Below are 22,074 nucleotides of genomic sequence, written 5' to 3'. Positions count from 1 at the left end.
AACGGCGTCAGTGGGCTTCGACAACATCGCCGATGAGCTTTTGCTTCGAGCGTTGGATCTTGCGTTGCAACGCCATGAGCGCGTCGAGCACCGCCTCGGGTCGTGGCGGACAGCCGGGCACGTAGACATCGACGGGGATCACGCGATCGATACCCGGTAGAGTCGAGTAGTTGTCGTAAAAGCCGCCGGTCGACGCGCAGGCGCCGAATGACATTACCCACTTCGGTTCCGCCATCTGCTCGTACACGCGTTTGAGGATCGGCGCTTGCCGGACGGTGACGGTGCCAATGACCATCAACAAATCCGCCTGGCGCGGCGTGAAACGTGGCAGCAGCGCGCCGAAGCGATCGATGTCGTACGGCGACATCGACAGCGACATGTATTCCATCGCGCAGCACGCGGTGGCGAACGGGTAGGGGAACAGCGACCACTTGCGCGCCCATCCGACGGCCTTGTCGACCGAGGTGAGCACGACGCTATCGTGCAACAACGCTTCTTCGCCTTGGCCAACCGGCTGGATTCGTTTTGCCATCGTGACTCCGGAATCTCGTGGGTCGGTTCGGACCTTACCATGTAGTGCCGGGGAGTCAACGCGCGGGCGCTTGCTAATGACTGAGCGCGCGTTGCTTATGGTCCAGGCTCTTCCGGCAGTGGGTGATCCGCGATATGCGATCGACGGCAATGCATATGCAATCGACGACAACCGACTTCATCAACCTGTGGCTGCACGTGATCAGCCTGGCGGCGTACTTCGGAACAACGCTGGCGATCGTCATGATGGTGCTGCCGCTGGCGCGCGCGGAAGCCGATCCGGCGGCGCGCCGGCGCCTGTTGTTCCGCGTATTGCGCATCTACAACCCGCTGGTCATCGCCGTGCTCGGCGTGGTGCTGATGACCGGTGCGTTCAATCTTACCAACTACAAGGCGGCGCTGCGCGCCGAGTTCTTCGTCGAGCTCGGGCACTTGCTCGCGTGGAAGCTCGGCTTGGCCTTCGTCCTGATCATCATCGCGACCTACAGCGTTTTCGGGCTGGGGCACCGGTTGGTGCGCTTCGAACAGTGGGACGAGCCGGTCGACGTCGCGAAAGAATCGGGCATCATCCGCCGCTTGTCCGCCACGCTGATCGTGGCGCTGGTGCTGACCGCGATCATCACCTTGCTCGGGTTGGAACTCACCCACCCCGGCGCGCGTATGCCGCAAACGCCGCCACCGGTATCGCACACGAGCGCGTGAGCACCGCACGGTTCGGCAGGCCCGCTTCCCGGTTTGGCTGGTCCGCGCGCCCGATGATAGAGAGCCAACCATGAACGTCTTCAAAAATGCGCGCGAGCATCTCAAGTTCGCGCCCGAGAAGATGCAGAAGGCCAACCTGTTCGACACGGCGCGGATGTTCTGTGACGTGTACGGCTTCGAGCCGGGGCAAGCGCAGACCGCGCACGCGCATGCCGGGAGCGACAAGGTCTACTACGTCATCGAGGGAGTCGGGCGGTTTCGCGTCGACGACGAAGAACGCGAAGTGGGCCCGGGCTGCGCGGTGTTCGCACCCGCGGGCGCGAGTCATGCCGTGAGCAACCCCGGACCGGCGCGGCTGGCGGTGTTGGTGTTCATGGCACCGAAACCGTCGTGAGCGATACCGAACACATCGACGCGGCCAATCGGCGATTCTACGCCGCGTTCGAGAGTCTCGACGTGGCGCAGATGGAGACAGCCTGGCTGCGCGAGGGCCACATCTCGTGCGTCCATCCCGGCTGGGCTCCCCTGTTCGGTTGGGGTCCGGTGATGCAGAGCTGGCAGCAGCTCTTCGCGCATACATTGATGATGCGATTCACGCTCAGCAACGTCAATATTCATGTCAGCGGCGACGTGGCGTGGGTGCAACTCACCGAGACCATCGAGAGCCAGCACGGACAAGGGTCGGGCGCGGGCGTGATCCAGGCCACCAACATCTTCGAGCGCCGCGGCGACACGTGGTATCTCGTCCACCATCATGGATCACCGATCGTCCACCCCGAAGAGGGGGAGGCGAGCCGGTTGCAGTAGCGCGTGATCGGTTGCCTCCGACGCCGTTGCGGCGGTGTCGGCCGGATGCTAAGACCCCCGCGCACAATCGCCTTACACCACGCGATCTCGACCAAACGGAGGCTACGGTTCCATGCTCATCCCTGCCACCCAACTACGTGTTGGCATGATCATCAGTTACAATAAGGATCTGTATCGCATCATGAAGGTCGTCCATGTCACGCCCGGCAATTGGCGCGGCATGGTCCAGACCAAGATGCGAAGCATCCGGTCGGGCACGCAGACCGAGAACCGTTTCCGCTCGGAAGACAAGGTCGACCGCGTCACCTTCGAGCAGCACGAGATGGAATTCCTCTATCACGACGACGACCAGTACCACTTCATGAATACGGCGAACTACGAGCAGATCGCGATGAGCGCGGATGACCTCGGCGACGCGGCCAGCTACCTCACGGCCAACATGAAGCTGCAAGTCGATTTCTATGAAGAGAAGCCGATCGGTGTTTCGTTGCCGAAGACGGTCGATCTGAAAATCACCGACACCGCGCCCGGATTGAAGACCGCGACGGTGACGAACGTCCTCAAGCCCGCTACCACCGAGACCGGCCTGATCGTGCCGGTGCCCAACTTCTTCGATGTCGGCGACATCATTCGGGTCGATACCGATACCGGCGAATACCTGTCGCGCGCGAAGTAACTCACCACGCGAACGATTTGCCAGCGCGTTCGGCGATCGCTTCGCCGATCATCAGCGACGCAGTCGCCGCAGGCGATGGGGCGTTGAGCACGTGGATCGCGCCGTCGCCTTCTTGAATCGAAAAGTCATCGACGAGCGCCCCATTGGAAGTGAGCGCCTGCGCGCGTACGCCGCTGCCGCCGGGCGTGAGGTCATCATCCCGTAACTCAGGCAGCAAGCGTTGCAGCGCGCGAACGAACGCCCCTTTGCTAAACGATCGGTACATTTCCCCGAGCCCCGTCTTCCAGTACTTCGATGCCAGGCGGATGAAGCCGGGGAACGTGAGCGACTCCCACGCGTCGCGCGCGTCGAAATCGGTCTTACGGTAGCCTTCGCGCTTCAAGCTCAGCACCGCGTTCGGGCCGGCTTCGACGCCGCCGTGGACCATGCGGGTGAAGTGCACACCGAGAAACGGAAAGGCGGGATCAGGCACGGGATAGATCAGCGCCTTCACCAGGCTCTCGCGTTCGGGGCGCAGCGCATAGTACTCACCGCGAAACGGCACGATCTTCACCGGCGGCGCGAAGCCTGCCAGGCGCGCGATGCGGTCCGAGTGCAGCCCGGCGCAGTTGATGAGGTTGCGCGTGCGCACCGTGCCGGCCGCGGTCTCGATCACCCAACCACCGGCCTCGCGCACGATGCGCGTGACGGCTGCGTTCGTGCGGATTTCGCCTCCGCGTGCGAGGATCAGCTCCGCATAGCAACGGGCCACCACGCCGTAGTCGACGATGCCGGTCGCCGGCACGCGCAGCGCTCGCAATCCGGCGGCGTGCGGCTCGATCTCGCGCAGGCGTTCCGGCCCGATCAGCTCGGCTTCGACGCCGTTGGCGACGCCGCGCCGCTGCAGCTCTTCGAGACGCGGCACCTCGGCCGCCTCGGTGGCAACGACCACTTTGCCGCAGATGGTGTGCGGGAGGTTGTGCTGTTGGCAGAATTCGATCATGCGCCGCGCGCCGGCGACGGTCATCTGCGCTTTCATCGACCCTGGTTTGTAGTACAGGCCGGAATGGATCACGCCGCTATTGTGACCGGTCTGATGCCGCGCGACCTCGGCTTCCTTCTCGAGCACCAAGGGCTGCACACGCGGATAGCGCTCGCCGATCGCCATAGCGGTCGATAGGCCGACGATGCCGCCGCCGATCACGATCACGTCTGCTCCCGCTGCCATCCTGCGTCCCCTTGTGCGCTGCGCTCCGGTTGTGCTGAATACTCAGCTCGATGGGAGATCGCAATGCGAGTTGAAGCGAGCCGACTGGCAGGCGTGCAGGTCATCACCGCGAAGAGCTACGCCGACGAGCGCGGGTTCCTGCTGCAGTCGTGGGTGAAACAGGACCTCGATGCGGTCGGCATCCCCAGCGAGTTCAAACAAGCGATTCAAACCCACTCCAAGCGCGGCGTGGTGCGCGGCCTGCATTTTCAATGGGACCCGCCGATGGGCAAGCTCGTTCGTTGCATTCACGGGGTGATCATCGACGTCGTCGTCGATGTGCGGCACGGATCACCGACCCTCGGCGATCATGCGGCCGTGGAACTCTCGGATCGCAATCATCAGGTCATCTGGGTGCCGCCCGGCTTTGCCCATGGGACGCTCGCGCTCACCGACGATGCGATCGTTCTCTACGAGTGCACCAGCGAACATGGCCCAGGCCGTGAAGGGGGCATCCGCTGGAACGACCCAGCGCTCGCAATCGCCTGGCCGCTGCCGACGGGCACGCGCGCGATCGTGTCGGAGAAAGACCAGCAGGCACCGGCGTTCGCGGAATGGCTGCAGGATCCGCGTTCGCAGCACTTCCGCTTCGCTTGATTCGGCTGCGAATCAACTTTCGGTTGCAAGACGGCCCGTCCGCACCTTAGAATCGGCGTTATGTTGCTTTCCATCTTGAGGCGACGCGCGTGAGCAAGATTCTGGTTGTCGGCGGGGCCGGCTACGTCGGGTCGATCCTGACTCGCGAGTTGCTGGATCGCGGCTACGCCGTCCGCGTCGCCGATCGGTTGTACTTTGGTGACGCGGCACTGCGGGACGTACGCGACCGCATCGATTTGGTTATTGCCGACATGCGCGCGCTGCCGTCGGAGGTGTTCCGCGACATCGACGGCGTGGTGAATGTAGCCGGCCTCTCCAACGATCCCACCGCCGAATACAACCCGGCGGCCAACAAAGAGATGAACACGGTGGCGACGGTGCGGCTGGCCGAGCAGTGTCGCGCCGCCGGAGTGCGCCGCTACGTGTTCGCGTCGTCCTGCTCGATCTACGACCTCGGCGTCAGCGACGACGGCAAGGACGTGGTGCTCGACGAGACCGCCGACGTGCGACCGCGCGCCGCGTACGCGACCTCGAAATTCGAAGCCGAGCAGCTCCTGCTGGCGATGGCGGGGCCGGACTTTTGCCCGGTGATCCTGCGCAAGGGCACGATCTTCGGCTTCTCGCCGCGGATGCGCTACGACCTGGTGGTCAACACCTTCGTCAAAGACGCGCTATCGCGCGGCGCGATCACGATTTACTGCGGTGGCGAGATGTGGCGCCCGCTGCTCGACGTGCGCGACGCCGCACGCGCCTACATCGCCAGCTTGGAAGCGGACGAGGAACTCGTGCGCGGACAGATCTTCAATGTCGCGTTTCAAAACGTGCGCATTTCTGAACTAGCGCTGCGCGTTCGTACCGCGCTGCGCACAATGGGGATCAACGTGGACATCGTGCCCGACTATGCCTACCGCGGCGTGCGCAGCTATCGCGTGTCGTCGCGGAAGATCGAGCAAGTGCTCGGCTTCCACGCCAAGGTCGACATCGAAGAAGCTGTCCGCGAGATGGTCACCGGCATTCGTCAGTACCACTACGACGACTTCGACAACCCGCGCTACTACAACATCCGCTGGGTGCAGTTCCTCGAAGAGGCCGAGCGCACCGTCGCCGTCACCGGTTCGGTGTTTGGCGCTCCCCCCGCGCCGCCGGTGCGCCCGCGCGTCGTCGCCGGTGGGCGCACCGAAGAGCGGTGATCACTCCGCCACCGGCAAGTGCCCGGGGCGAAAAATTACTTTCTTGTCCTTTACCACCAATTGATCGTTGAGGAAGAGCTGCACCGCCTGTGACAGCACCGCGCCTTCCAGCGCCTTGCCGCGCGCCTTGACCTCGTCGAGCGTGTCTTCGCCGACGCGGATGTGAAACACGTCCTGCAAGATGACCGGCCCCTGATCGAGTTGCTCGGTGACGAAGTGTGCAGTGCAGCCTGACACGCGCACGCCTTCCTCCCACGCCTGCTTGTACGCGTTGGCGCCGGGATGGTACGGCAACAACGACGGATGGATGTTGATCACCCGGCTGGGATAGCGCGCCACGAAGTTGGGCGTCAGGATCTGCATGTAGCGCGCGAGCACCACCAGGTCGGCGTGGTGGTCGCGCAACTGGTCGAGCATGAACTGCTCGTGGACGGCCTTGTCGGTCGACGGGTGCCACAGAAACGGCAGCCCATGTTGCTCAGCGAGTGGCCGCAGCCCTTCGTGATTCGACAGGACGATGACGAATTCACCGTTGATCAAACCCGCCGTGCGGTCGGCGATCAACTTTTCCAGGCAGTGCGGTTCCTTGCTGACCAGAATCGCGACCCGCTTGCGCGCCTTGTCGCCGCGCAGGCGGATGGTGACTTCCATGTGCGTCTCGTCGCCGATCCGCTTGAGGCCGAGGATCAACTCGTCGAGCGAGAGCGCGAGGTCGGAGAGATCCACGACCATGGTCATGATGAACAAGCCTTCGACGACGCGCTGTTCGATGTCTTCGATGTTGACGCCGCTGCCGGCTAGATAGGTCGACACGCGTGCGACGACACCCTTCTGGTCTTTCCCGATCACCGAGATGACTGCGAGGTTTTTCGCCATGGCCGGTAGATTAGGAACAACGCAGCGTGCGGTCAATCGCACCGGTGGGCGTCTCCTTCGGCTCGTTTGCTGATCGTTGGTGCCCCCGCTAGAGCACGCCGTAGTGAGCGCCGACAGGACAGCCGCGAGCGACACGAACAACCTGCCAGCAACGGGCGTGTGGGACGGTTTCGCGTATGCGGCGCTCGTGGGGCTCGTCTTCTTCATCTACCGCGCCAGCTTCGCGGCATTCTTCATTAACGAAGACTTCACGTGGCTGCTCCGTTGCAAACTGCAACCTGGGCGGGGGCTGTGGACCCTGCTGACCAGCGACGTCATCCTCGACGGTGCCGGCACCTCGTGGCGTCCTTTGCTCCAGCTCGCGTTCGGGATCGAGTATCTGGTGTGGGGGGTAGACTCGGTCTGGTATCACCTGATCAGCGTCGCGTGGCACGCCCTCGCAGCGTGCGCCCTGTATACGCTGAGCGCCCAAATCACCGACCGCTTCCGCGCGCTGATGACGGCGATGGTGTTCGCCGCGCATCCGATTCAGACCGAATCGGCGACGTGGGTGTGCGCAGCCGGCGGACCGATGTCGGGCGCGCTGGTTTTGTTCGCGCTGTGGGCCTCGGTGCGCTGGCGCCAGCGGCGCGGCCGGCTCATCTTCGTCCTGGGGCCGTTCGCACTCGCGTTGGGCGGACTGGAGAGCGCGGCGGTCTTGCCGGCATTGATTCTGACGCGCGAGGTGTTTTCCGATCGCCCGGCGTTGTTCGAGCGTCGCAGCCTTCGACTCTACGGTGGGTTGGCCGGCGTCTTCCTGGGCTTCGGGCTCTTGCGACACTTGGTGATATCGGCGCCGATCACGCTTGGACAGATGGGGGTCGATCCCGGTGTGCCGCTTGAGGCATTGGCGCTGACGAATCTCCTCGCACGTAAGCTCGGCAATACCAGCTCACTGATGTTGAACCTGCCGGCCGATCTGGGATGGCTGGCGCTGCCCGCGGCGGCAGCACTCACGCTGGTTGCCATTTGGCTATGGTGGCGCGGTGCGCCGATCGCCCTGTGGGGGCTGCTGTGGATCGGCATGGGTGTGGCGCCATTTGCGCTTCGGATGTTTGGAGGCGGGCCACGCCACCTGTATCTGGCGGTTGCCGGATTTGGGTTGGTGTTTGCTGAGTTAGTTGCGCAACTGTATCGCATCCTACAGCGGCGCAGCCCGCGATTCGCGGCGCTCTGCGTGAGCGCGCTGCTGGGCACCTACCTATGGAGCGGGCAGCGGGCGGTTGACCGCGAAGAGACCGAGTGGGTGGCGCGTGGTGCGCTCCATCGCGAGGTCGTGGAGAGTTTGCTGCAGGTGCTCCCCGACCCCGAGCCCGGTCGCCCGCTGGCGTTCTACGGCCTCGGTGATCTGCGCGGCCGCGGCGTGTTCGTCTACGGATTCGAAGACGCGGTTCGGCTGTACTACGACGACCCGTCGATGCGCGTGGAGGTCCACCGCATGGGTGAACCAGTCGAATCGGCGTATCGTCTCTTTTACCATCCTGACCGCGGGTTCGAGTTGTTCGATCGCAAGCGCCGCTGAACGCGGTCGCGCGTTCTCTTCATGCTTCCCACTTGCCTGCGGTTGGTGCCATACTGTGCTTGCGCCCAAGGCAGGAGGATCGCCATGCGCAAGAAGGATCGCGACGCACTGTACCAAACGTTGCAGTATCACCGTCGCCTGCTGCTCAAGGAAGTCGCCGTCACGGAAACCGATCTGCACGCGCTCGAGGGGACGCGCGATAGCGAGTTGGAGGAAGCGGCACAGGAAGAGGTGACGATGCGCTTGCTCGACCGTCTCGACCGCCGCGCTAAGGTCGAGGTCGAGGAGATCGATCGGGCGCTCGCCCGCATGGCCGCCGGCACCTACGGTTTCTGCATCCGCTGTGAAGAAGTCATCGCCCCGGCGCGACTGCAGGCGCTGCCGGCTACATCCTACTGCATCGCCTGCGCCAATGCGGCCGAGCGCGGCATGCTCACCGCCGCAATTGAGGAACCGGTCGTGGGTGACACACCGCCGCGCGCGACGTTGCCACCGGAATACGCCCTGCTGAGTGATCGCGAGCTCCAGACCACCGTGCGCGAACAGCTGCTCGCCGACGGCCGCCTCGATTTCGACGAATTGCGCATCGTCTGTCGCCATGGGGTGGTGTACGTCGAGGGCGAGGTACCGAGCAACGCCGAGCATCAAATTTTGCTGCACACGCTCAACGACGTGATGGGACTGACTGCCGTCGTCGATCACGTGCGCGTTGAACAGGCTCCCTGGCAGCGCGAGGATCGCACGCGCGAGGAACCGACGCCGCTGCCACGCGCGCGGTGGCAGGATCAGCCCGCGACTGAAGACGTGACTGAGGCGATCGAGGACGGCTCCGACTTCGACGCGCCCAGCAAACCGCTACCGGATACCGAGTAGCAGCGGCTCATCGCTTGCGACTGGCGTAGTCGCCGAACGGGTCGTCGCGTTCGGCCACCGCGGCCTTGAAGCCTTCCTTCATTGCCAACTCGCGCCACGCCACACCTTCAGGAGTGTGCCGAGCGATCCCGTCGAAGATCGTGCCGATGATCTGCGAGCTGCGCAGCCCCATGTTTTCGTACGCCTGGTTCACCAGTAGCTTCATCATGATGAGCTGATTGATGGGCAACAGCGCCATGCGCTGCGCGAGCGCGCTGACTTCCGCCGCCAACTGCGCCGGCGGCACGGCCTTGTAGATGAGGCCGATCTGTTCCGCCTTGGCGCCGTCAACCGGATCGCCGGTGAGCAGCAGGCGCTTGGCTTGCTCCATGCCGAGGCGATACGCCCACAGCGCTGAGGTCGGCGAGCCCCAGACGCGCGCGGGTGGATACCCGATCTGCGCGTCGGTGGCGGCGACGATCAGGTCTGAACACAGCGCGAGATCGGTGCCGCCACCGACGCACCACCCGTGTACTTGTGCGATCACCGGTTTGCGGCTGTGCCACAGACTCATGAAGCGGCGCACGTTGTCGGACATGCCGACGAAATCGCGCACGGGGTCCCAGCTCTGGCGCGCGTCACTCTCGTGCTCCACGCGCGTCCCCCAGTCGAGATCGTAGCCGGCGCAAAACGCCCGGCCGGCGCCGTGCAACACGATGACATGGACCGCCGCATTGTCGTTCGCGACCTGCACTGCCTTTTCCAATTCAATCGGCAACTCGCGATTGATGGCGTTGAGGCGCTCGGGCCGGTTGAGGGTAATCGTGGCGATGCGATCGTCGGTGGTGAGTGTCAGCGTCGTGAAGTCCATCCGCAGAATCCTCCGTTGTTGTCGGCGCTCAATCGTTCGGCGGCGTGAGCAATGCGAGGCCGCCGAAGCCGACTTCGCCGACATCGCCAGCCGAGAGCGTGAGGCGGTTGCCGTTGTCGAGCAACACGGTGACGTGGAACGCGAGCGCCTGCAAGTCGCGCTCTTGTAGCGGCCGGTCGGCGAGGGTGTCGGCCGGATCGTAGGGATCAAACGGCCGTTCGGAGCAGGTGAACGTCCCGACTTCGCGGGCGGTGTAGCCGACCGGGTGCGCGGTTAACTCGACGCTGAGGTGCTGCTGCTGCGCCCACGCCGCCGCGTCGGCAGCAACCTGACGGCCGGTCGCTCCGACACGAAACAGGGGGGTGAGGCTGGCCCGCACTTGCGTCATCGTACTGAAGGCGCGGCGAACGTCGGCAGGCACCTCGCGTTCCCAGCTGCCGCGCACGTACGCCGTGCGCTGGGTCGTGGCGGCGACGCCGGCGTAGCGTAAGTTCAACTCGATGTGGACGAGATCGCCGGCGACAATCGTCGTGTCGGTGTTCGGTCCCGCCCACGGCCACGCCAGATGCGGGCGATCGGCGAGTTGGATGATCGACACCTGCGGCGCGGAAGGAAGTTCGAGTTGCGCGTCGCGAATGGCGGCCGCCAGGCGGCTCGACAGCTCGGTGGCGGTGGTCCGACCCGCGTTGAGTGTGGCGTTGGCGAGTTCGCGATCGGCGATCTCGGCGGCGCAGCGTGCGGCCTGCTTGGCGAGTTCGACTTCGTCTGGCGTGCGGTCGGCCCGCACCGCGATCACTGCGTTCTCAGCCGAGCGAAACGTCCCCGCGTACTCACGTCCCACCAACCACGCGGCGAACTGGCGGGTTCCCGTCGCGATGCCGTCGGCCAGCGCGATGCGCGCCGAATAGTCGATACCGATACGGCGCGGGTGAAAGCGCGCGAGCACATCTTCCACCGCCGAGGGTGTGAGCGGCGATACTTGTTCAAACAGTCCGGACGCCGTCAGTTGAGCGACAACCGCGGGTGCGGTACCGAAGCCGAAGGCGCGCGGCGCCGGCCCGCCGCTATCGAGGAGCAAGACGGCTTTGTCGCCGGGCTCGGTGAAGCCAAAGCTGTCGAGCATCGGGTCGCGTTGGTAGTCGCGCTCGATCAGCAGCCACCCGTCGAGCTCGGCCCGTTGCAACGCCGGCTGCACCAGCCGCCGCACTTTGTCGCCGACCGCGCTGCGGCGGAACTGCCATTCCGCATGCTCGTCCGGTAGCCATGCACATGGCCGATGGTCGCTGCCACGGCGGCTCGCGCTGTGCGAGAACAGGCCATCGCTGCAGCCGATACACTGCCACAGCAGCACGGCGATGGTGGCGCATTGGCCGAGAGTCATTCGCCTGCGAGCGTGGCTCACGAATCGGACTCGCGATCGTCGGCGCGGCGACCGAACTGCTGCAGTGACCACACGTATCCTTGATCGTTGATGGCGCGCAGCCCGATCACACTGTATGCGGCCAGCGGGGTTTCGAAGCGAATCCACTCCCAGGGCACCGACGCGATACCGAGCATGTGGGTGAGCAACACGCCGTTGGTGCCGCCGTGCGCGACCACGCCGACGCGCAACGTTTGCGCCCGCGCGGGGGAGTGCCACACCGCGAACTCGTCGGCGTGCTGCGGCCGCACGTTGTAGTGCGCCAGGACCGACTCGAAGGCGGCGGTGACGCGCGCGTGAAACTCGCGGAACGGCTCGCCGCCGGGAAAGCCGTCCCAGTGCTCACGCAGCGAGCGCCGCGCCGCGGCGGCGAAGTAGGCGTCCACTTCGGCTTGCGACGCCGATGACAACATGGGGACGCGAATCTCAGCGAGCCCTGCGACCACAGTGGCGTCGAGCTGCTGTGCGGCGCCGATGATTGCCGCCGTCTCGCGGGCCCGCGCCAGCGGACTGCAGTACAAGGCATTGAGCGGCATCGTGGTGAGGTGCGCGGCCACATCCGCGGCTTGCCGGCGACCTAGCGCGGTGAGCGGCGGATCGCCGCTGGTGTCCCGTGCCCAATCCCAATCGGGCTCGGCGTGGCGCACGAGCACTAGCTCGAGTGGGAGATTGGCGCGCCCGCGCCGCTCTCGCTCTTCCAAACTTGTGCTCGCCATCGTTCCTCTCCTACCTGCCGCGGCGGGCGATCATACGAGATGAAGCGGCAGAAGCAAGTTGGGTAAGTTTGCTGATTTGGGCCGCAGTCGAACGCGAGCGTCCACGAGTGTGCACTGTCGGCTCTGACGATCGGCTTGCACCACCACAGAGGGATTGTTACGAGACGCACCAACGGAGGAGCGATGCCGGAATCGTTTTGCGAGAGTGTCGATCTGCAGGCGATTGCGCAGCGGGTTGGTACACCGTTCTTTATCACCAGCGCCGACGTGTTGCGGCGGCGGATTGCGGACGTGCAGCGGCTGACAGATCATCCGCACCTGCAGGCGCGCTACGCCATGAAAGCGTGTTCGACGCGGCGCGTGCTCGAAGAGATCTCCACGCAAGGCCTGTGGATCGATGCGGTGTCAGGCAACGAAGTGTTGCGCGCCCGCGCGGCGGGCTTCCGGATGGGCACGCAGCCGCCCACCGTCCTCTTCACCGCCGATGTGTTCCGCGACAATGCCCTCGCGGTCGTCGTCGAGCACCGCATCCTCCCCAACATCGGCTCGCCAGCGATGATCGACGAACTTCAGAGCGCGGGATATCGGGGCCCGATTGGCGTGCGCCTCAATCCCGGCTTTGGCCACGGGCACGTGAGCGCGGTCGACACTGGCGGTCCGAGCTCGAAGCACGGCATTTGGCACGACGATGCCGATGGCGTTCGCCGCGCCGCGGAGCAGGCCGGCAATCCGATTGTACTGTTGCACGCGCATGTCGGTAGTGGACCGACGATCGACGAGTTCACCGCCAACATGGCCAAGCTGGCGCACTTCTTCGTCGAGCGGGTCGGCGACTATCCGGCGCTCGAAGCGGTGGGCCTCGGCGGTGGGTTGCCGCATCCGTATCACCCGGACGTGCCGCCGCTCGATCTCAATCCGCTCGCGCGCGGTCTGCGCGACGCGCAGGCGCGCGTGAGCGCGGCCGCCGGACGGCCGTTGCGGTTGGAGATCGAGCCCGGTCGCTACGTCGTGGCGCCGAGCACCGCGTTGGTGGCACGCGTCACCGACGTGAAGTCAACGCGTCCGAACGACAAGGGTCCTGGCCACACCTTCGCGATGGTCGACGCCGGGTTCGTCGATCTGATTCGTCCGGCGATGTACGGCTCGTATCATCACATCACCATTCACGGCGCCGAATCGAAGGCGCCGCGCCCGCCGGTCGTGGTGGCGGGGCCGCTGTGCGAATCGGGCGACGTGTTCACCCGTGGTGCCGACGAACTGCTCCAACCGCGCGATCTGCCGCCGCCGAAGCGGGGCGATCTTTTGATTCTGCACGATGCCGGTGCGTACGGCGTGGCGATGAGTTCGAACTACGTCTCCATCGGTCGCGCCCCGCAAGTCTGGCTAGAGGATGGGCAACCCTATCTGATGTCGCGCCGCGAGACAGTGGAAGAGATCACGCGTCGCGAGTGCTTCGAGCGGTTGTAGAGATCATGAGTCGTGACACCGCTCTCGTAACTGGAGGGAACTCAGGCATCGGCTTCGAGTGTGCGCGGCAGCTTGCCCGTGAAGGGTGGCACGTCGTCGTCGCGAGTCGAAACCGCGAAGCGTCGGTCGAGGCGGTACGGCGGATCAATGCCGAAAGTGGCGACGGCGCCGCGTTCGAGATGGGCCTCGACCTCGGTTCGCTCGCGTCCGTGCGCCAATTCGCTCATGCGATCGAGGCACAGAACGTCCCGCTGCGGGCGCTGGTCTGCAACGCAGGTCTGCAGATGCACACCGGGCCGCAGCTCTCGACCGACGGATATGAACTCACATTCGCCGTCAATCATCTCGGGCACTTCTTGCTTACCAATCTGCTCCTCGCTCGCCTGCTGCGGAATCAGTCTGGGCGCATCGTGATCGTTGCGTCCGGCGTGCATGATCCAAAGCTCAGAACCGGCATGCCGAAGGCTGCGGTCGCAGAGTTCGACACGCTCGCTGTCACCGGCGGCCCGCGTGCGGGCGAATTCGATGGCCGCCTCGCATACGTGAACAGCAAACTCTGCAACCTGTGGTTCACTTACGAACTCGTCCGACGGATCGCGGCCGCCGGTTTGTCGAATGCGGAGCACCGGCTCACCGTCAACGCCTTCGACCCCGGCCTGGTGCCGGGCTCCGGTCTGGCGCGCGACTACCCGCCCGCTCTGCGCTTCATCTGGGATCGGATTCTGCCCGGCGTGGCGCGTCTGCTCTCGCCGCTGGTCTCCACCATCAACCCGGCGCCGAAATCCGGCGCAGCGCTCGCGAAGCTGGTGCTTGACCCGGCGCTCGAACGGACGTCGGGAAAGTATTTCCCGTCGCACGCACGCTGGCACGACGCGCCGTCGTCAGATGCGTCGTACGACCTCGATCGTGCGCGCGCGCTCTGGGACGAGAGCGTCAAGATGACGCGGCTGGCGCCAGAGGATTCACCACTCATCCGAAAAGAGTGAGCCATTTCGCGTTGGCTATCGGTCGACTCGAAGAAGGACCACATGGGCCACGTCGGAGTTGTTGACGATGCCGTCGCCCGCGGCGAGTTCTGCGACCGGTTGAACCAAGCGCGTGCGCAACTCCAGCAACTCTGACTCGGTCGCGATGAGGTAGAAAGAGGACCGAGCCGACAGCTCAGCGAGCGACGCGTGATGGATGTGCCGTCGCGCGTGGTAGACGATCTGCCGAATCACTGGCCCGTAGAAGTATACCGGGCCATCGACCCGCGCGACTTCGCCGGCAAATGATTTCAGCGACAAGTGCGCGGTGCTTTCGCTTCCCAGGGCCGCTTCGGTGATCGCCTGGATGCCGGCTGCGGCGAGCAAACAGACCGCAACCGCCCACGCGGCTTGCCGTCGCCAAGTCATCCTAACCGAAAAGATGGAGGCCGCCGCCAAAACGGCGAGCAGCACCACCGCCAGCGCCGACCGACGCGACCACCACTCCCACAGCATGGCGGCCCTCGTGTGATCCGAAACCGACATCCCGACCCAATCGGCTGCCGACCATGCGCGCAGCAGCACCACGCCGACGATGGCGACGATCACCGCGATGCTCAGCGAGACCAGCGCGATCCGAACCACTGGTGCGCGCGGTTGCGCGCTCTTTTCGTTCCACAGCAGAGTTCCAAGAAACAGGGCAAGCGGAGGAACGAGTGGTGCGACGTAGTACGAATGCCGACTCGCGGCCGCGGAGAAGAAGGCCAGCCCCGCGCCCGCCCAGATCAGGCCGAGCTTGCCGTTGGTGCTCCATGCCGTTCGCCAGCCGCGAACGGCGACCAGTCCCAATATCGACCACGGCATCACACCGCCGATCAGATTGATCGTTGGCTTCAGCAGATGCTCGATCCCCCGCTTCACCGGCGGGCCATCTATTCCGCCGACCAGATGGTTGAGGTTCTGCTGCAAGAGGTTCACCGAAACAAAACTCTGACCGAGCGCCAGAGTCGCAAACACGTGCCAACTGAAGGCGAGGACGACGAAGCCGATGATGCCTTCCGGCGTCGCGAGTCGCAGCGGGCCTTTGCGAGCGCCGAGTAGCAGCGCCACTGTTCCACACGCCACAACGCCAAGCCCCGCGCCCGCCTTCGCCAGCACCGCGAGCGCGGCCAACAGCCAGAACGCGTTGCGATGCCGGCGCGCCGCGTTGGGCGCGAGGCTGATTGCGGCCGCAAAGAAAGCGCCGGTCGCGCAGGCGACGAGGACCATGTCGGCGCGGCCGACGCGCGCCCGCGCCACCATCATCGGCGCGGTGAGCACGATGAGCGCGGCGAGGAACGCAGGCCCGGCCCCCACCAACCGCCGGCCGGCCAGGAAAACCGTCATCACCGTCAATGCGGCCGCCACAACCGAGGGCAGGCGAACCGTGGTCTCGCTCACGCCGCCGATGCGGGCGACGCCGGCGGCGAGCCAGAAAAACAGCGGAGGTTTTTCCGGGACCATCTCGTCGTTGAAAAACGGCAGGAGCCAATGATCGTTCTCCGCCATTTCCCACACCACGCCCGCGTCCAAGGCTTCGTCATCTCCATAGATGTCGGGCAACCCCAGCCGAAAGCCATACGCCGACGCGGCGACGATGAACAAGCTCAGCGCGACGACGAGGGGTCGGCGATCGAGAACGCCGGCGAATCGGTCTAACGCTTGATTGAGAGACATTGGGCAATCGAGTGCTCAGGCCGCGGCGCGCTGTCGTCGAGAGGTTCGACTGACCTTGCTCCCAGTATTGCCTCGATGCAACGAGGGCAATACGATCGGCGCCAAACCATTCGTCAATTGCGTCGATCTAGCGGGCGACCTCGTCGGCTCGCTGCGCGGGCCACGGGACCTCTCGACCAACAAAGCATACCTGAAGGCTGCAATCCTCCAGGGGGAGGTCGAGCCTCCCGGCGAGCCGTTCGGCTTGTACAGTGCGGCTCGGCAGGAGCCTCGCCCTCGCAGTTTTACATCAGCCGATCGGCAAACCCGATCGTGAGACCCCACGCTGATGCCGCCCCTGTGATCTGTGCGCTGCTGTGGTAGAAACTCCGCAGTGGGGATGGGTGGCTGATGAAGCAGAAGTACACCGCAAAAGACATCACAGTTCTCGAAGGCCTCGAACCGGTGCGCAAGCGGCCGGGGATGTATATCGGCGGCACCGACGTCACCGGGCTGCATCATTTGCTCTGGGAGCTGGTCGACAACGCCGTCGACGAGGCGATGAACGGGCACTGCGACAAGATCGTCGTCACGTTGCACAAAGACGGTAAGACGATGACCGTCAGCGACAACGGCCGCGGCATCCCGGTCGACATGCATCCGAAGTACAAACGCTCGGCGTTGGAGCTGATCCTCACCACGTTGCACGCCGGGGGCAAGTTCGAGAACCAGAACTACTTCCACTCGGGCGGCTTGCACGGCGTCGGCGCGTCGGTGGTGACCGCCCTCGCCTCTCCGCTCGTCGCCAACGTCAAGCGTGACGGCTATCACTGGGAGCAGACCTTTGCCGCCGGCAAGGCGACCGGCAAGATGAAGCGTGGCGCCCCCGCACGCGGGAGTGGCACCAGCATCACGTTCACGCCCGACGCATCGATCTTTCCCAAGACGACATTCAGTCCTGCACTGATTCGCGAACGCCTCGAAGCCCGCTCGTATCTGCACCGTGGCCTCACGCTGGAGTTCGACAACCACGTCGACAAGCAGAGCGAGACCTTTCGCCACGAGCGCGGCATCGCCGAGTACATCGAGAAGCTGATCGCCGATGGCGGCCACAAACAAGTCGCGGAGCCGTTCGACGTCGAGCGCAAAGACGGCTTCGTCATCGAGTGTGCGGTGGCGTGGACCGAAGCGACCGAGGAGCGCATCCTCTCTTTCGTCAATGGCATCCCGACCTCCTCAGGCGGTACGCACGAGAACGGGTTGAGAAACGGATTGACCAAAGCCGTCCGCAACTATCTCGCGGTGCAGAACCTGACGCCCAAGGGGTTGACCATCGCCGCTGAGGACGTGCGCGAGGGCGTGGTCGCGGTGCTCTCAATCTACATTCAGGAACCGCAGTTTCAGGGACAAACCAAGGAGCGGCTCAACAACTCCGAGGTGACGGCGCCGATCGACAATCTCATCCGCACTGCCCTCGAAAATCATCTGCTGCAGAACCGAACGCCCGCCAACGCGATCGCCTCGCGCGTTATCCTCGCGGCCCGCGCGCGCAGCGCTTCACGCGCGGCGGTGGAGAGCGTGCAGCGCAAGACCGCGATCTCGCACCGACTCAACTTGCCCGGCAAACTCGCCGACTGCAGCTCGACCGATCCGGCTGAGAGCGAACTGTTCATCGTCGAGGGCGACTCCGCCGGCGGCTCCGCCAAGCAAGGTCGCGCCCGTGAGTTCCAAGCCATCCTGCCGCTTCGCGGCAAGGTGCTCAACACCGAGCAAGCCTCCACCAGCAAGGTGCTCAACAACAAGGAGTTGAGCGACTTGGTCTCCGCCCTCGGCTGCGGCGCGGGCAAAAGCTTCGACCGGTCGAAGCTGCGCTACCACAAGATCTGCCTGTTGATGGACGCCGACTCGGACGGTCATCACATTTGCACCTTGCTGCTCACCTTCTTCTACCGCCATATGCCGGAGCTGATTCGCGGTGGCTTCGTCTTCATCGCCCAGCCGCCGCTCTATCGCATCGACATCGGCAAGGAGACCAAGTGGGCGCTCGACGACGCGGAGCGCGACCGCGTTCTCGCAGCCGCGAACGGCAAGTCGGCCACCGTCCAACGCTTCAAGGGCTTGGGTGAGATGAACCCGTCGACGCTGAAAGAGACCACGCTCGATCCGGCGCGGCGCGCGCTCCTGCGCGTTGGCATCGCCGATGACGCGGCCACCGAGCAGACGATTCAGACGCTGATGGGGAAGGAGGTCGAGCCGCGTTTCCGCTTCATCATGGAACGGGCCCCGAAAGTGGACACCCTCGACGTGTAGCGCGCCGGCCCTAGTGTTCGGCTTGACAATCGGCCATGCGGCGCGCTCTGTGTACCATCATGCGCCCTCCGCCCGATGGCGAGCCCGCGCACGGCTCCGATCACGGTGCCAGCGGCGAGTTCACCGATGTTGCCGAGACCCTCGATACCGTAGCGGAGGAAGCCGTCCATCTGTTCGCTTGCGACGCCACATGCGTCTTCGTGTGGGATCACGTGCGCGAGGAATTGCGGCCCGGGTCGGCGCGTGGACTCAGTGCCGGCGCGCAGCGAGCCTTCAAGCGCTCCACATTGGCGCGCGGTTCGTCGCGCGAAGTGGACGGACTGCTCCAGAATCCCGCGCCGATCGTCACGCTGGAGGGCGCCGCGCTCATCCCGGGTTGCGCGCTGTGGGCGGGCTGGCACTCAGTCCACGCGGTGCCGTTGCGGTTGCGATACTCCGGGCGACTCCACGGCCTGGCCTGTCTCTTCTATCGAGCGCCAACGCCAGCCGCACAACTTCACAACCGAGCAGCACTGGAGCCCTGGGGGGTGATGGCCGCGACCGCCATCGCGCTCGCCCAACTGGCCGAGTACGAGCGGGCGGCGGCGCTCAGCGCGGTCACCTTGGCCGATCGCCTGGGTGAGTCGGCACGGTCCAGCGAGCTGCACGAAGTCCTCGCCCGCCTCGCGCAGCGTGCGCTCGCCGGTATACCCGCACGCGCCTGCGGCGTGATCCTGCGCGATCCGACCACGGCGCGCTTGCGCTTGGCGGCGGTTGCAGGCGTCTCCAACGATTTCATCGCCATCGTTACCCAGAAGGCCTACCCCGATCACCTGCCGCGCAACTTTCCACCCGAGGGCCATTTCACGCTCGAACCGACCGTGCTGGCCGAGTGGTTTCCGATCGACCTCGTCGCCGATCGGGTCGGCCGACTCCTGGTGATGCCGGTGCGCGTGCAGACTCAGGTCGTCGGTGCGCTCGCTGCCATCACGGATCATCCCGAGACCGCCTTCACCGCCGCCCAGATTGATCGAACGCGTCAGTACGCGGAGCAAGTCGGTGTTGCGGTGGAAGCGGCGCGGCTGTTCGAGCGCACCCGGATTCTGCTCGATCTCGCCGCGGTGCCGCCGCACCCGTTTGAACGTGACGCGTACCTCGAGGCGGTAGCGCGGCGCGCGCGTCTCGCCCTGGGCGCGACGGTGTGTACGGTGTGGTTGAGCGATCGCGCGGGACGGCGTCTCGAATTGGCTGCGCGGGCGATCGACGATCACCTTCGCCCGCGCGCGGGAACGGCGCGGCCGCCGTTGGTGCCGGTGCGCGCGTTCGCCCCGTGGGACGCTGCGCCACATGCGAGCGGTCCTGCGGTCGTCGCGCACACATTGCCGAGCGAATCACCGCTCGCGGTGTGGGCCGGCAGCGGGCCCGCGCTGCTCGCCTCACTGCAGGCGGGCGATCGCGTGCAAGGCGTCATCGTGGTCAGCGGGGCGGGCACCGCACACCACGACGCGCGGACGCTCGCCAGCATCGCGGACGTGACCGCGCTGCGCCTGGAACAGGCACAACTACACCGAGACGCCGCTCAACACGAACGCGAGCTCGCCAGCCACCGCGAACGCGAACGCATCGCCCGTGATCTGCACGACACGGTGCTCCAGACCCTGGTCGGCATCAGCATGCAAGTGGGCGCGCTCCAGCGGCGTGGGCAGCCGGTGGGGAACACGGACCTCGCCGCGCTGCAGACGGCATTGCGCGAACAGCTCCTCGCGATGCAGGGATTCGTCGCGCGACTGCGCCACCACGACGCTTCGGCGGTGGACCTGTTGGCGGAAGTTCAAGCGCTTGCCCACGAAGTGACGCGCCGCGGTCAGCGCGTCAGCGTCACGGGTGGCGCGCTGGAAGCCATCCCGGCAACCATTGCGCACGAACTGGTGTTTCTCATCCGCGAAGTGTTGGCTAGCGCGCAGCAGCGCCAGTCTCCCGCCGATGTCGCGGTGCACCTTAGCATCCGCGACGGGCACCTGTGCGCCCGTCTGCACTTCGACTCGCGGCGGAGCACGCGGCGCGAGGCGTGGCTGCCGGCGGTATTGCGCGACCGGCTCGCCCTGCTCGGCGGCCACGTGCGAGTGACGGTACAACCACGACGCGGCACGACGGTATCCCTCCGCGTACCCTATCGCGAGCTAGCCGCGACTGCGCGCGAGCAGCCAGCGACCGTCCCCACCGTCACGGCTCGCAGAGCGTCGTCAGCACGTCGTACGTAACCTGAATGCCGAGTCGGAGATTGTCGAGGCTGAGCCGTTCGTCGACGCCGTGGATCCGGGCGATCATGTCGGTGTTGCCCAGCAGCGGTTGGTAGCCGTAGCACGGGATGCCGACGGCGCGGAACGCTTTGCAGTCACTACCGCCGGTGAGCATCCCCGGCACGGTCACACTGGCGGGTAAACGTTTGGCCAACGATTGCTCGACGGCGGCGAAGAACGGCGTGTCGGGTGGGCTCGGAGGCTGCAACTCGGGCAACTCGCGCAGCGGGCGAATGGTTACGCGCGGATCGTCGATCACGCGCTGCAACTCCGCGAGGAACTCCTCGGGCGACTGATCGGGCAGCAAGCGCACGTCGATGTCGGCCTCCGCCGCGCGCGGGATGACGTTGTGTTTCACGCCGGCACGCAGGCCGGTGAGCGCAATCGTGTTGCGCACCAAGCCGTTGGTGACGCGGTTCTTGGTGATGCGTCCGCGCGCCAGGCTGCCGATCACCGGAGAATCGAGATTGCGGAGCAGAAACCCGCCGCCGAGAAACATCGCTCCGCCGAGCCGATCGAACCCGTCGCGAACCGACGGCACCAGGTGAATCGGCGTCTCCCATGCCGCAATCCGCGCCAGCGCGGCAATCAACACATTGATCGCCCCATCGGGCGTGGGAGCGGAACCGTGGCCACCTTCACCGGTCGCGTCGAGTGTTAGCCACAGCGAATTCTTCTCCGTGGTCGCAATCGAATTGACGGGATGATCCGCGAGAATCCCTTCGACACTGGCGCCACCTTCGTTCCACACGGCCGCGGCGCGTACCAGATCGGGGTGCCGCTCGACCATGAAGCGCGCACCGGCTTCTCCACCCACCTCTTCGTCCGCCACAGCCAGGAACACCAGATCGCGGGTGCACGGCCGCTGTTCCTGATGGCGGGCAAGCAGCGCGAAGAGTTGCACGACCCCGTGGCTCTTGTCGTCGATGCTCCCTCGCCCATAGACGAAGCCGTCGCGAATCTCGCCGCTGAACGGCGGGAACGACCAGTTCGCCACCTCCACCGGCACGACGTCCATGTGATGCAGCAGCACGAGCGGTTCGGCCCGTCCGCTACCAGGAAGGCGTGCGAGCAGATTGGCGCGATTGTCGGCGCTCGGGTAGAGCGTCGACCCCACGCCGTGCTGTGTCAGAGTTTGTTCGAGCAGACGCGCCGCCGGCAGCTCATTGCCTGGCGGATTGGTGGTGTCGATTTGCACGTAGCGGGAGAGCAGCTGGGCCGCCTCGTTGGTCAACGCGTCCCAGTCGGGCTCGGCCGCCGCCGGCCTCGCCGTGAGAAAGAGCATCGTCAGCACGAACCATCGTGTCTGCATC

Annotated in this window: 20 protein-coding genes; 12 read left to right on the top strand and 8 right to left on the bottom strand. The window is 65.3% G+C overall.

Annotated features, from left to right (window positions below):
* Positions 1-7: 7 nt before the first annotated feature.
* Entirely contained in the window at positions 8-532 is a 525-nt protein-coding gene (gene nuoB, locus HYR72_08370) for an NADH-quinone oxidoreductase subunit NuoB (GenBank protein ID MBI1814976.1), read from the bottom strand.
* A 155-nt stretch (positions 533-687) separates the two neighbouring features.
* On the opposite strand from nuoB, the gene HYR72_08365 reads away from it, so the two are divergent.
* The 4 genes from HYR72_08365 to efp all read left to right on the top strand — a co-directional run bounded on the left by HYR72_08365 (position 688) and on the right by efp (position 2,716).
* A complete protein-coding gene (locus tag HYR72_08365) occupies positions 688-1,233 on the top strand; it encodes a hypothetical protein (GenBank protein ID MBI1814975.1) in 546 nt (181 codons plus the stop codon).
* Between the two features lie 70 nt (positions 1,234-1,303).
* Positions 1,304-1,627, top strand: coding sequence for a cupin domain-containing protein (locus HYR72_08360; GenBank protein ID MBI1814974.1), 324 nt, complete (start codon positions 1,304-1,306; stop codon positions 1,625-1,627).
* On the top strand, positions 1,624-2,040 hold the full coding sequence (locus tag HYR72_08355) for a nuclear transport factor 2 family protein (protein MBI1814973.1): 417 nt from the start codon (positions 1,624-1,626) through the stop codon (positions 2,038-2,040). The genes HYR72_08360 and HYR72_08355 overlap by 4 nt, the downstream gene beginning before the upstream one ends.
* Before the next feature lie 112 nt (positions 2,041-2,152).
* Positions 2,153-2,716, top strand: a complete 564-nt coding sequence (efp, locus tag HYR72_08350; protein ID MBI1814972.1) for an elongation factor P — start codon at positions 2,153-2,155, stop codon at positions 2,714-2,716.
* 1 nt (position 2,717) lies between these two features.
* On the opposite strand, the gene lhgO is transcribed toward efp, so the two are convergent.
* On the bottom strand, positions 2,718-3,923 hold the full coding sequence (gene lhgO, locus HYR72_08345) for an L-2-hydroxyglutarate oxidase (GenBank protein ID MBI1814971.1): 1,206 nt from the start codon (positions 3,921-3,923) through the stop codon (positions 2,718-2,720).
* A gap of 63 nt (positions 3,924-3,986) precedes the next feature.
* Here lhgO and rfbC point away from each other — a divergent pair, with 63 nt between their 5' ends.
* Together rfbC and HYR72_08335 are read left to right on the top strand one after the other, a co-directional pair.
* Positions 3,987-4,559, top strand: a complete 573-nt coding sequence (gene rfbC / locus HYR72_08340; protein MBI1814970.1) for a dTDP-4-dehydrorhamnose 3,5-epimerase — start codon at positions 3,987-3,989, stop codon at positions 4,557-4,559.
* A gap of 89 nt (positions 4,560-4,648) precedes the next feature.
* Positions 4,649-5,749, top strand: coding sequence for an SDR family oxidoreductase (locus tag HYR72_08335; protein MBI1814969.1), 1,101 nt, complete (start codon positions 4,649-4,651; stop codon positions 5,747-5,749).
* Here HYR72_08335 and HYR72_08330 read toward each other — a convergent pair whose 3' ends face one another.
* The gene (locus tag HYR72_08330) at positions 5,750-6,667 is read right to left on the bottom strand and encodes a formyltetrahydrofolate deformylase (GenBank protein MBI1814968.1); all 918 of its coding nucleotides are present in this window, start codon (positions 6,665-6,667) and stop codon (positions 5,750-5,752) included.
* Positions 6,668-6,728: 61 nt separating this feature from the next.
* On the opposite strand from HYR72_08330, the gene HYR72_08325 reads away from it, so the two are divergent.
* Positions 6,729-8,186, top strand: a complete 1,458-nt coding sequence (locus HYR72_08325) for a hypothetical protein (GenBank protein ID MBI1814967.1) — start codon at positions 6,729-6,731, stop codon at positions 8,184-8,186.
* An 84-nt stretch (positions 8,187-8,270) separates the two neighbouring features.
* Entirely contained in the window at positions 8,271-9,059 is a 789-nt protein-coding gene (locus HYR72_08320) for a TraR/DksA C4-type zinc finger protein (protein ID MBI1814966.1), read from the top strand.
* Between the two features lie 7 nt (positions 9,060-9,066).
* Here the strand turns inward: HYR72_08320 and HYR72_08315 are convergent, their stop codons facing one another.
* The 3 genes from HYR72_08315 to HYR72_08305 are packed head-to-tail and all read right to left on the bottom strand — an operon-like array spanning position 9,067 to position 12,045.
* Positions 9,067-9,909, bottom strand: coding sequence for a crotonase/enoyl-CoA hydratase family protein (locus HYR72_08315; protein ID MBI1814965.1), 843 nt, complete (start codon positions 9,907-9,909; stop codon positions 9,067-9,069).
* Positions 9,910-9,937: 28 nt separating this feature from the next.
* Positions 9,938-11,290: a M24 family metallopeptidase gene (locus HYR72_08310; GenBank protein MBI1814964.1), complete on the bottom strand. Its 1,353-nt coding sequence runs from the start codon at positions 11,288-11,290 to the stop codon at positions 9,938-9,940.
* A gap of 17 nt (positions 11,291-11,307) precedes the next feature.
* Positions 11,308-12,045, bottom strand: a complete 738-nt coding sequence (locus tag HYR72_08305) for a histidine phosphatase family protein (protein MBI1814963.1) — start codon at positions 12,043-12,045, stop codon at positions 11,308-11,310.
* A 183-nt stretch (positions 12,046-12,228) separates the two neighbouring features.
* Here HYR72_08305 and lysA point away from each other — a divergent pair, with 183 nt between their 5' ends.
* On the top strand, positions 12,229-13,512 hold the full coding sequence (gene lysA / locus HYR72_08300) for a diaminopimelate decarboxylase (GenBank protein ID MBI1814962.1): 1,284 nt from the start codon (positions 12,229-12,231) through the stop codon (positions 13,510-13,512).
* Positions 13,513-13,517: 5 nt separating this feature from the next.
* Positions 13,518-14,498 carry an SDR family NAD(P)-dependent oxidoreductase gene (locus HYR72_08295; protein ID MBI1814961.1) on the top strand — a complete coding sequence of 327 codons (981 nt, stop codon included), beginning with the start codon at positions 13,518-13,520 and terminating at the stop codon, positions 14,496-14,498.
* Positions 14,499-14,513: 15 nt separating this feature from the next.
* On the opposite strand, the gene HYR72_08290 is transcribed toward HYR72_08295, so the two are convergent.
* Positions 14,514-16,193: a glycosyltransferase family 39 protein gene (locus tag HYR72_08290; GenBank protein ID MBI1814960.1), complete on the bottom strand. Its 1,680-nt coding sequence runs from the start codon at positions 16,191-16,193 to the stop codon at positions 14,514-14,516.
* 390 nt (positions 16,194-16,583) lie between these two features.
* Here HYR72_08290 and HYR72_08285 point away from each other — a divergent pair, with 390 nt between their 5' ends.
* Together HYR72_08285 and HYR72_08280 are read left to right on the top strand one after the other, a co-directional pair.
* Positions 16,584-18,482, top strand: a complete 1,899-nt coding sequence (locus tag HYR72_08285) for a type IIA DNA topoisomerase subunit B (protein ID MBI1814959.1) — start codon at positions 16,584-16,586, stop codon at positions 18,480-18,482.
* 59 nt (positions 18,483-18,541) lie between these two features.
* Positions 18,542-20,722 (top strand): hypothetical protein, encoded by a 2,181-nt coding sequence (locus tag HYR72_08280; protein ID MBI1814958.1) that lies wholly within the window; start codon positions 18,542-18,544, stop codon positions 20,720-20,722.
* Here the strand turns inward: HYR72_08280 and HYR72_08275 are convergent.
* Positions 20,685-22,073, bottom strand: coding sequence for a M20/M25/M40 family metallo-hydrolase (locus HYR72_08275; protein ID MBI1814957.1), 1,389 nt, complete (start codon positions 22,071-22,073; stop codon positions 20,685-20,687). The genes HYR72_08280 and HYR72_08275 overlap by 38 nt on opposite strands.
* Position 22,074 lies beyond the last annotated feature (1 nt).

The organism is Deltaproteobacteria bacterium, assembly GCA_016178705.1.
In the GTDB taxonomy this organism is placed as follows: domain Bacteria; phylum Desulfobacterota; class Binatia; order HRBIN30; family JACQVA1; genus JACOST01.
Note: the sequence above shows the minus strand (reverse complement) of the source record. Positions and strands in the feature narration are given on the sequence as shown.

Excerpts from the sequence above, each read along its gene's own strand:
- HYR72_08290 (MBI1814960.1), bottom strand. The coding sequence starts at position 16,193 with ATGTCTCTCAATCAAGCGTTAGACCGATTCGCCGGCGTTCTCGATCGC.
- HYR72_08285 (MBI1814959.1), top strand. The coding sequence starts at position 16,584 with ATGAAGCAGAAGTACACCGCAAAAGACATCACAGTTCTCGAAGGCCTC.
- HYR72_08275 (MBI1814957.1), bottom strand. The coding sequence starts at position 22,073 with ATGCAGACACGATGGTTCGTGCTGACGATGCTCTTTCTCACGGCGAGG.
- HYR72_08310 (MBI1814964.1), bottom strand. The coding sequence starts at position 11,290 with ATGACTCTCGGCCAATGCGCCACCATCGCCGTGCTGCTGTGGCAGTGT.
- rfbC (MBI1814970.1), top strand. The coding sequence starts at position 3,987 with ATGCGAGTTGAAGCGAGCCGACTGGCAGGCGTGCAGGTCATCACCGCG.
- lysA (MBI1814962.1), top strand. The coding sequence starts at position 12,229 with ATGCCGGAATCGTTTTGCGAGAGTGTCGATCTGCAGGCGATTGCGCAG.
- HYR72_08315 (MBI1814965.1), bottom strand. The coding sequence starts at position 9,909 with ATGGACTTCACGACGCTGACACTCACCACCGACGATCGCATCGCCACG.
- nuoB (MBI1814976.1), bottom strand. The coding sequence starts at position 532 with ATGGCAAAACGAATCCAGCCGGTTGGCCAAGGCGAAGAAGCGTTGTTG.
- HYR72_08280 (MBI1814958.1), top strand. The coding sequence starts at position 18,542 with ATGCGCCCTCCGCCCGATGGCGAGCCCGCGCACGGCTCCGATCACGGT.
- HYR72_08320 (MBI1814966.1), top strand. The coding sequence starts at position 8,271 with ATGCGCAAGAAGGATCGCGACGCACTGTACCAAACGTTGCAGTATCAC.
- efp (MBI1814972.1), top strand. The coding sequence starts at position 2,153 with ATGCTCATCCCTGCCACCCAACTACGTGTTGGCATGATCATCAGTTAC.
- HYR72_08305 (MBI1814963.1), bottom strand. The coding sequence starts at position 12,045 with ATGGCGAGCACAAGTTTGGAAGAGCGAGAGCGGCGCGGGCGCGCCAAT.
- HYR72_08360 (MBI1814974.1), top strand. The coding sequence starts at position 1,304 with ATGAACGTCTTCAAAAATGCGCGCGAGCATCTCAAGTTCGCGCCCGAG.
- lhgO (MBI1814971.1), bottom strand. The coding sequence starts at position 3,923 with ATGGCAGCGGGAGCAGACGTGATCGTGATCGGCGGCGGCATCGTCGGC.
- HYR72_08365 (MBI1814975.1), top strand. The coding sequence starts at position 688 with ATGCAATCGACGACAACCGACTTCATCAACCTGTGGCTGCACGTGATC.
- HYR72_08295 (MBI1814961.1), top strand. The coding sequence starts at position 13,518 with ATGAGTCGTGACACCGCTCTCGTAACTGGAGGGAACTCAGGCATCGGC.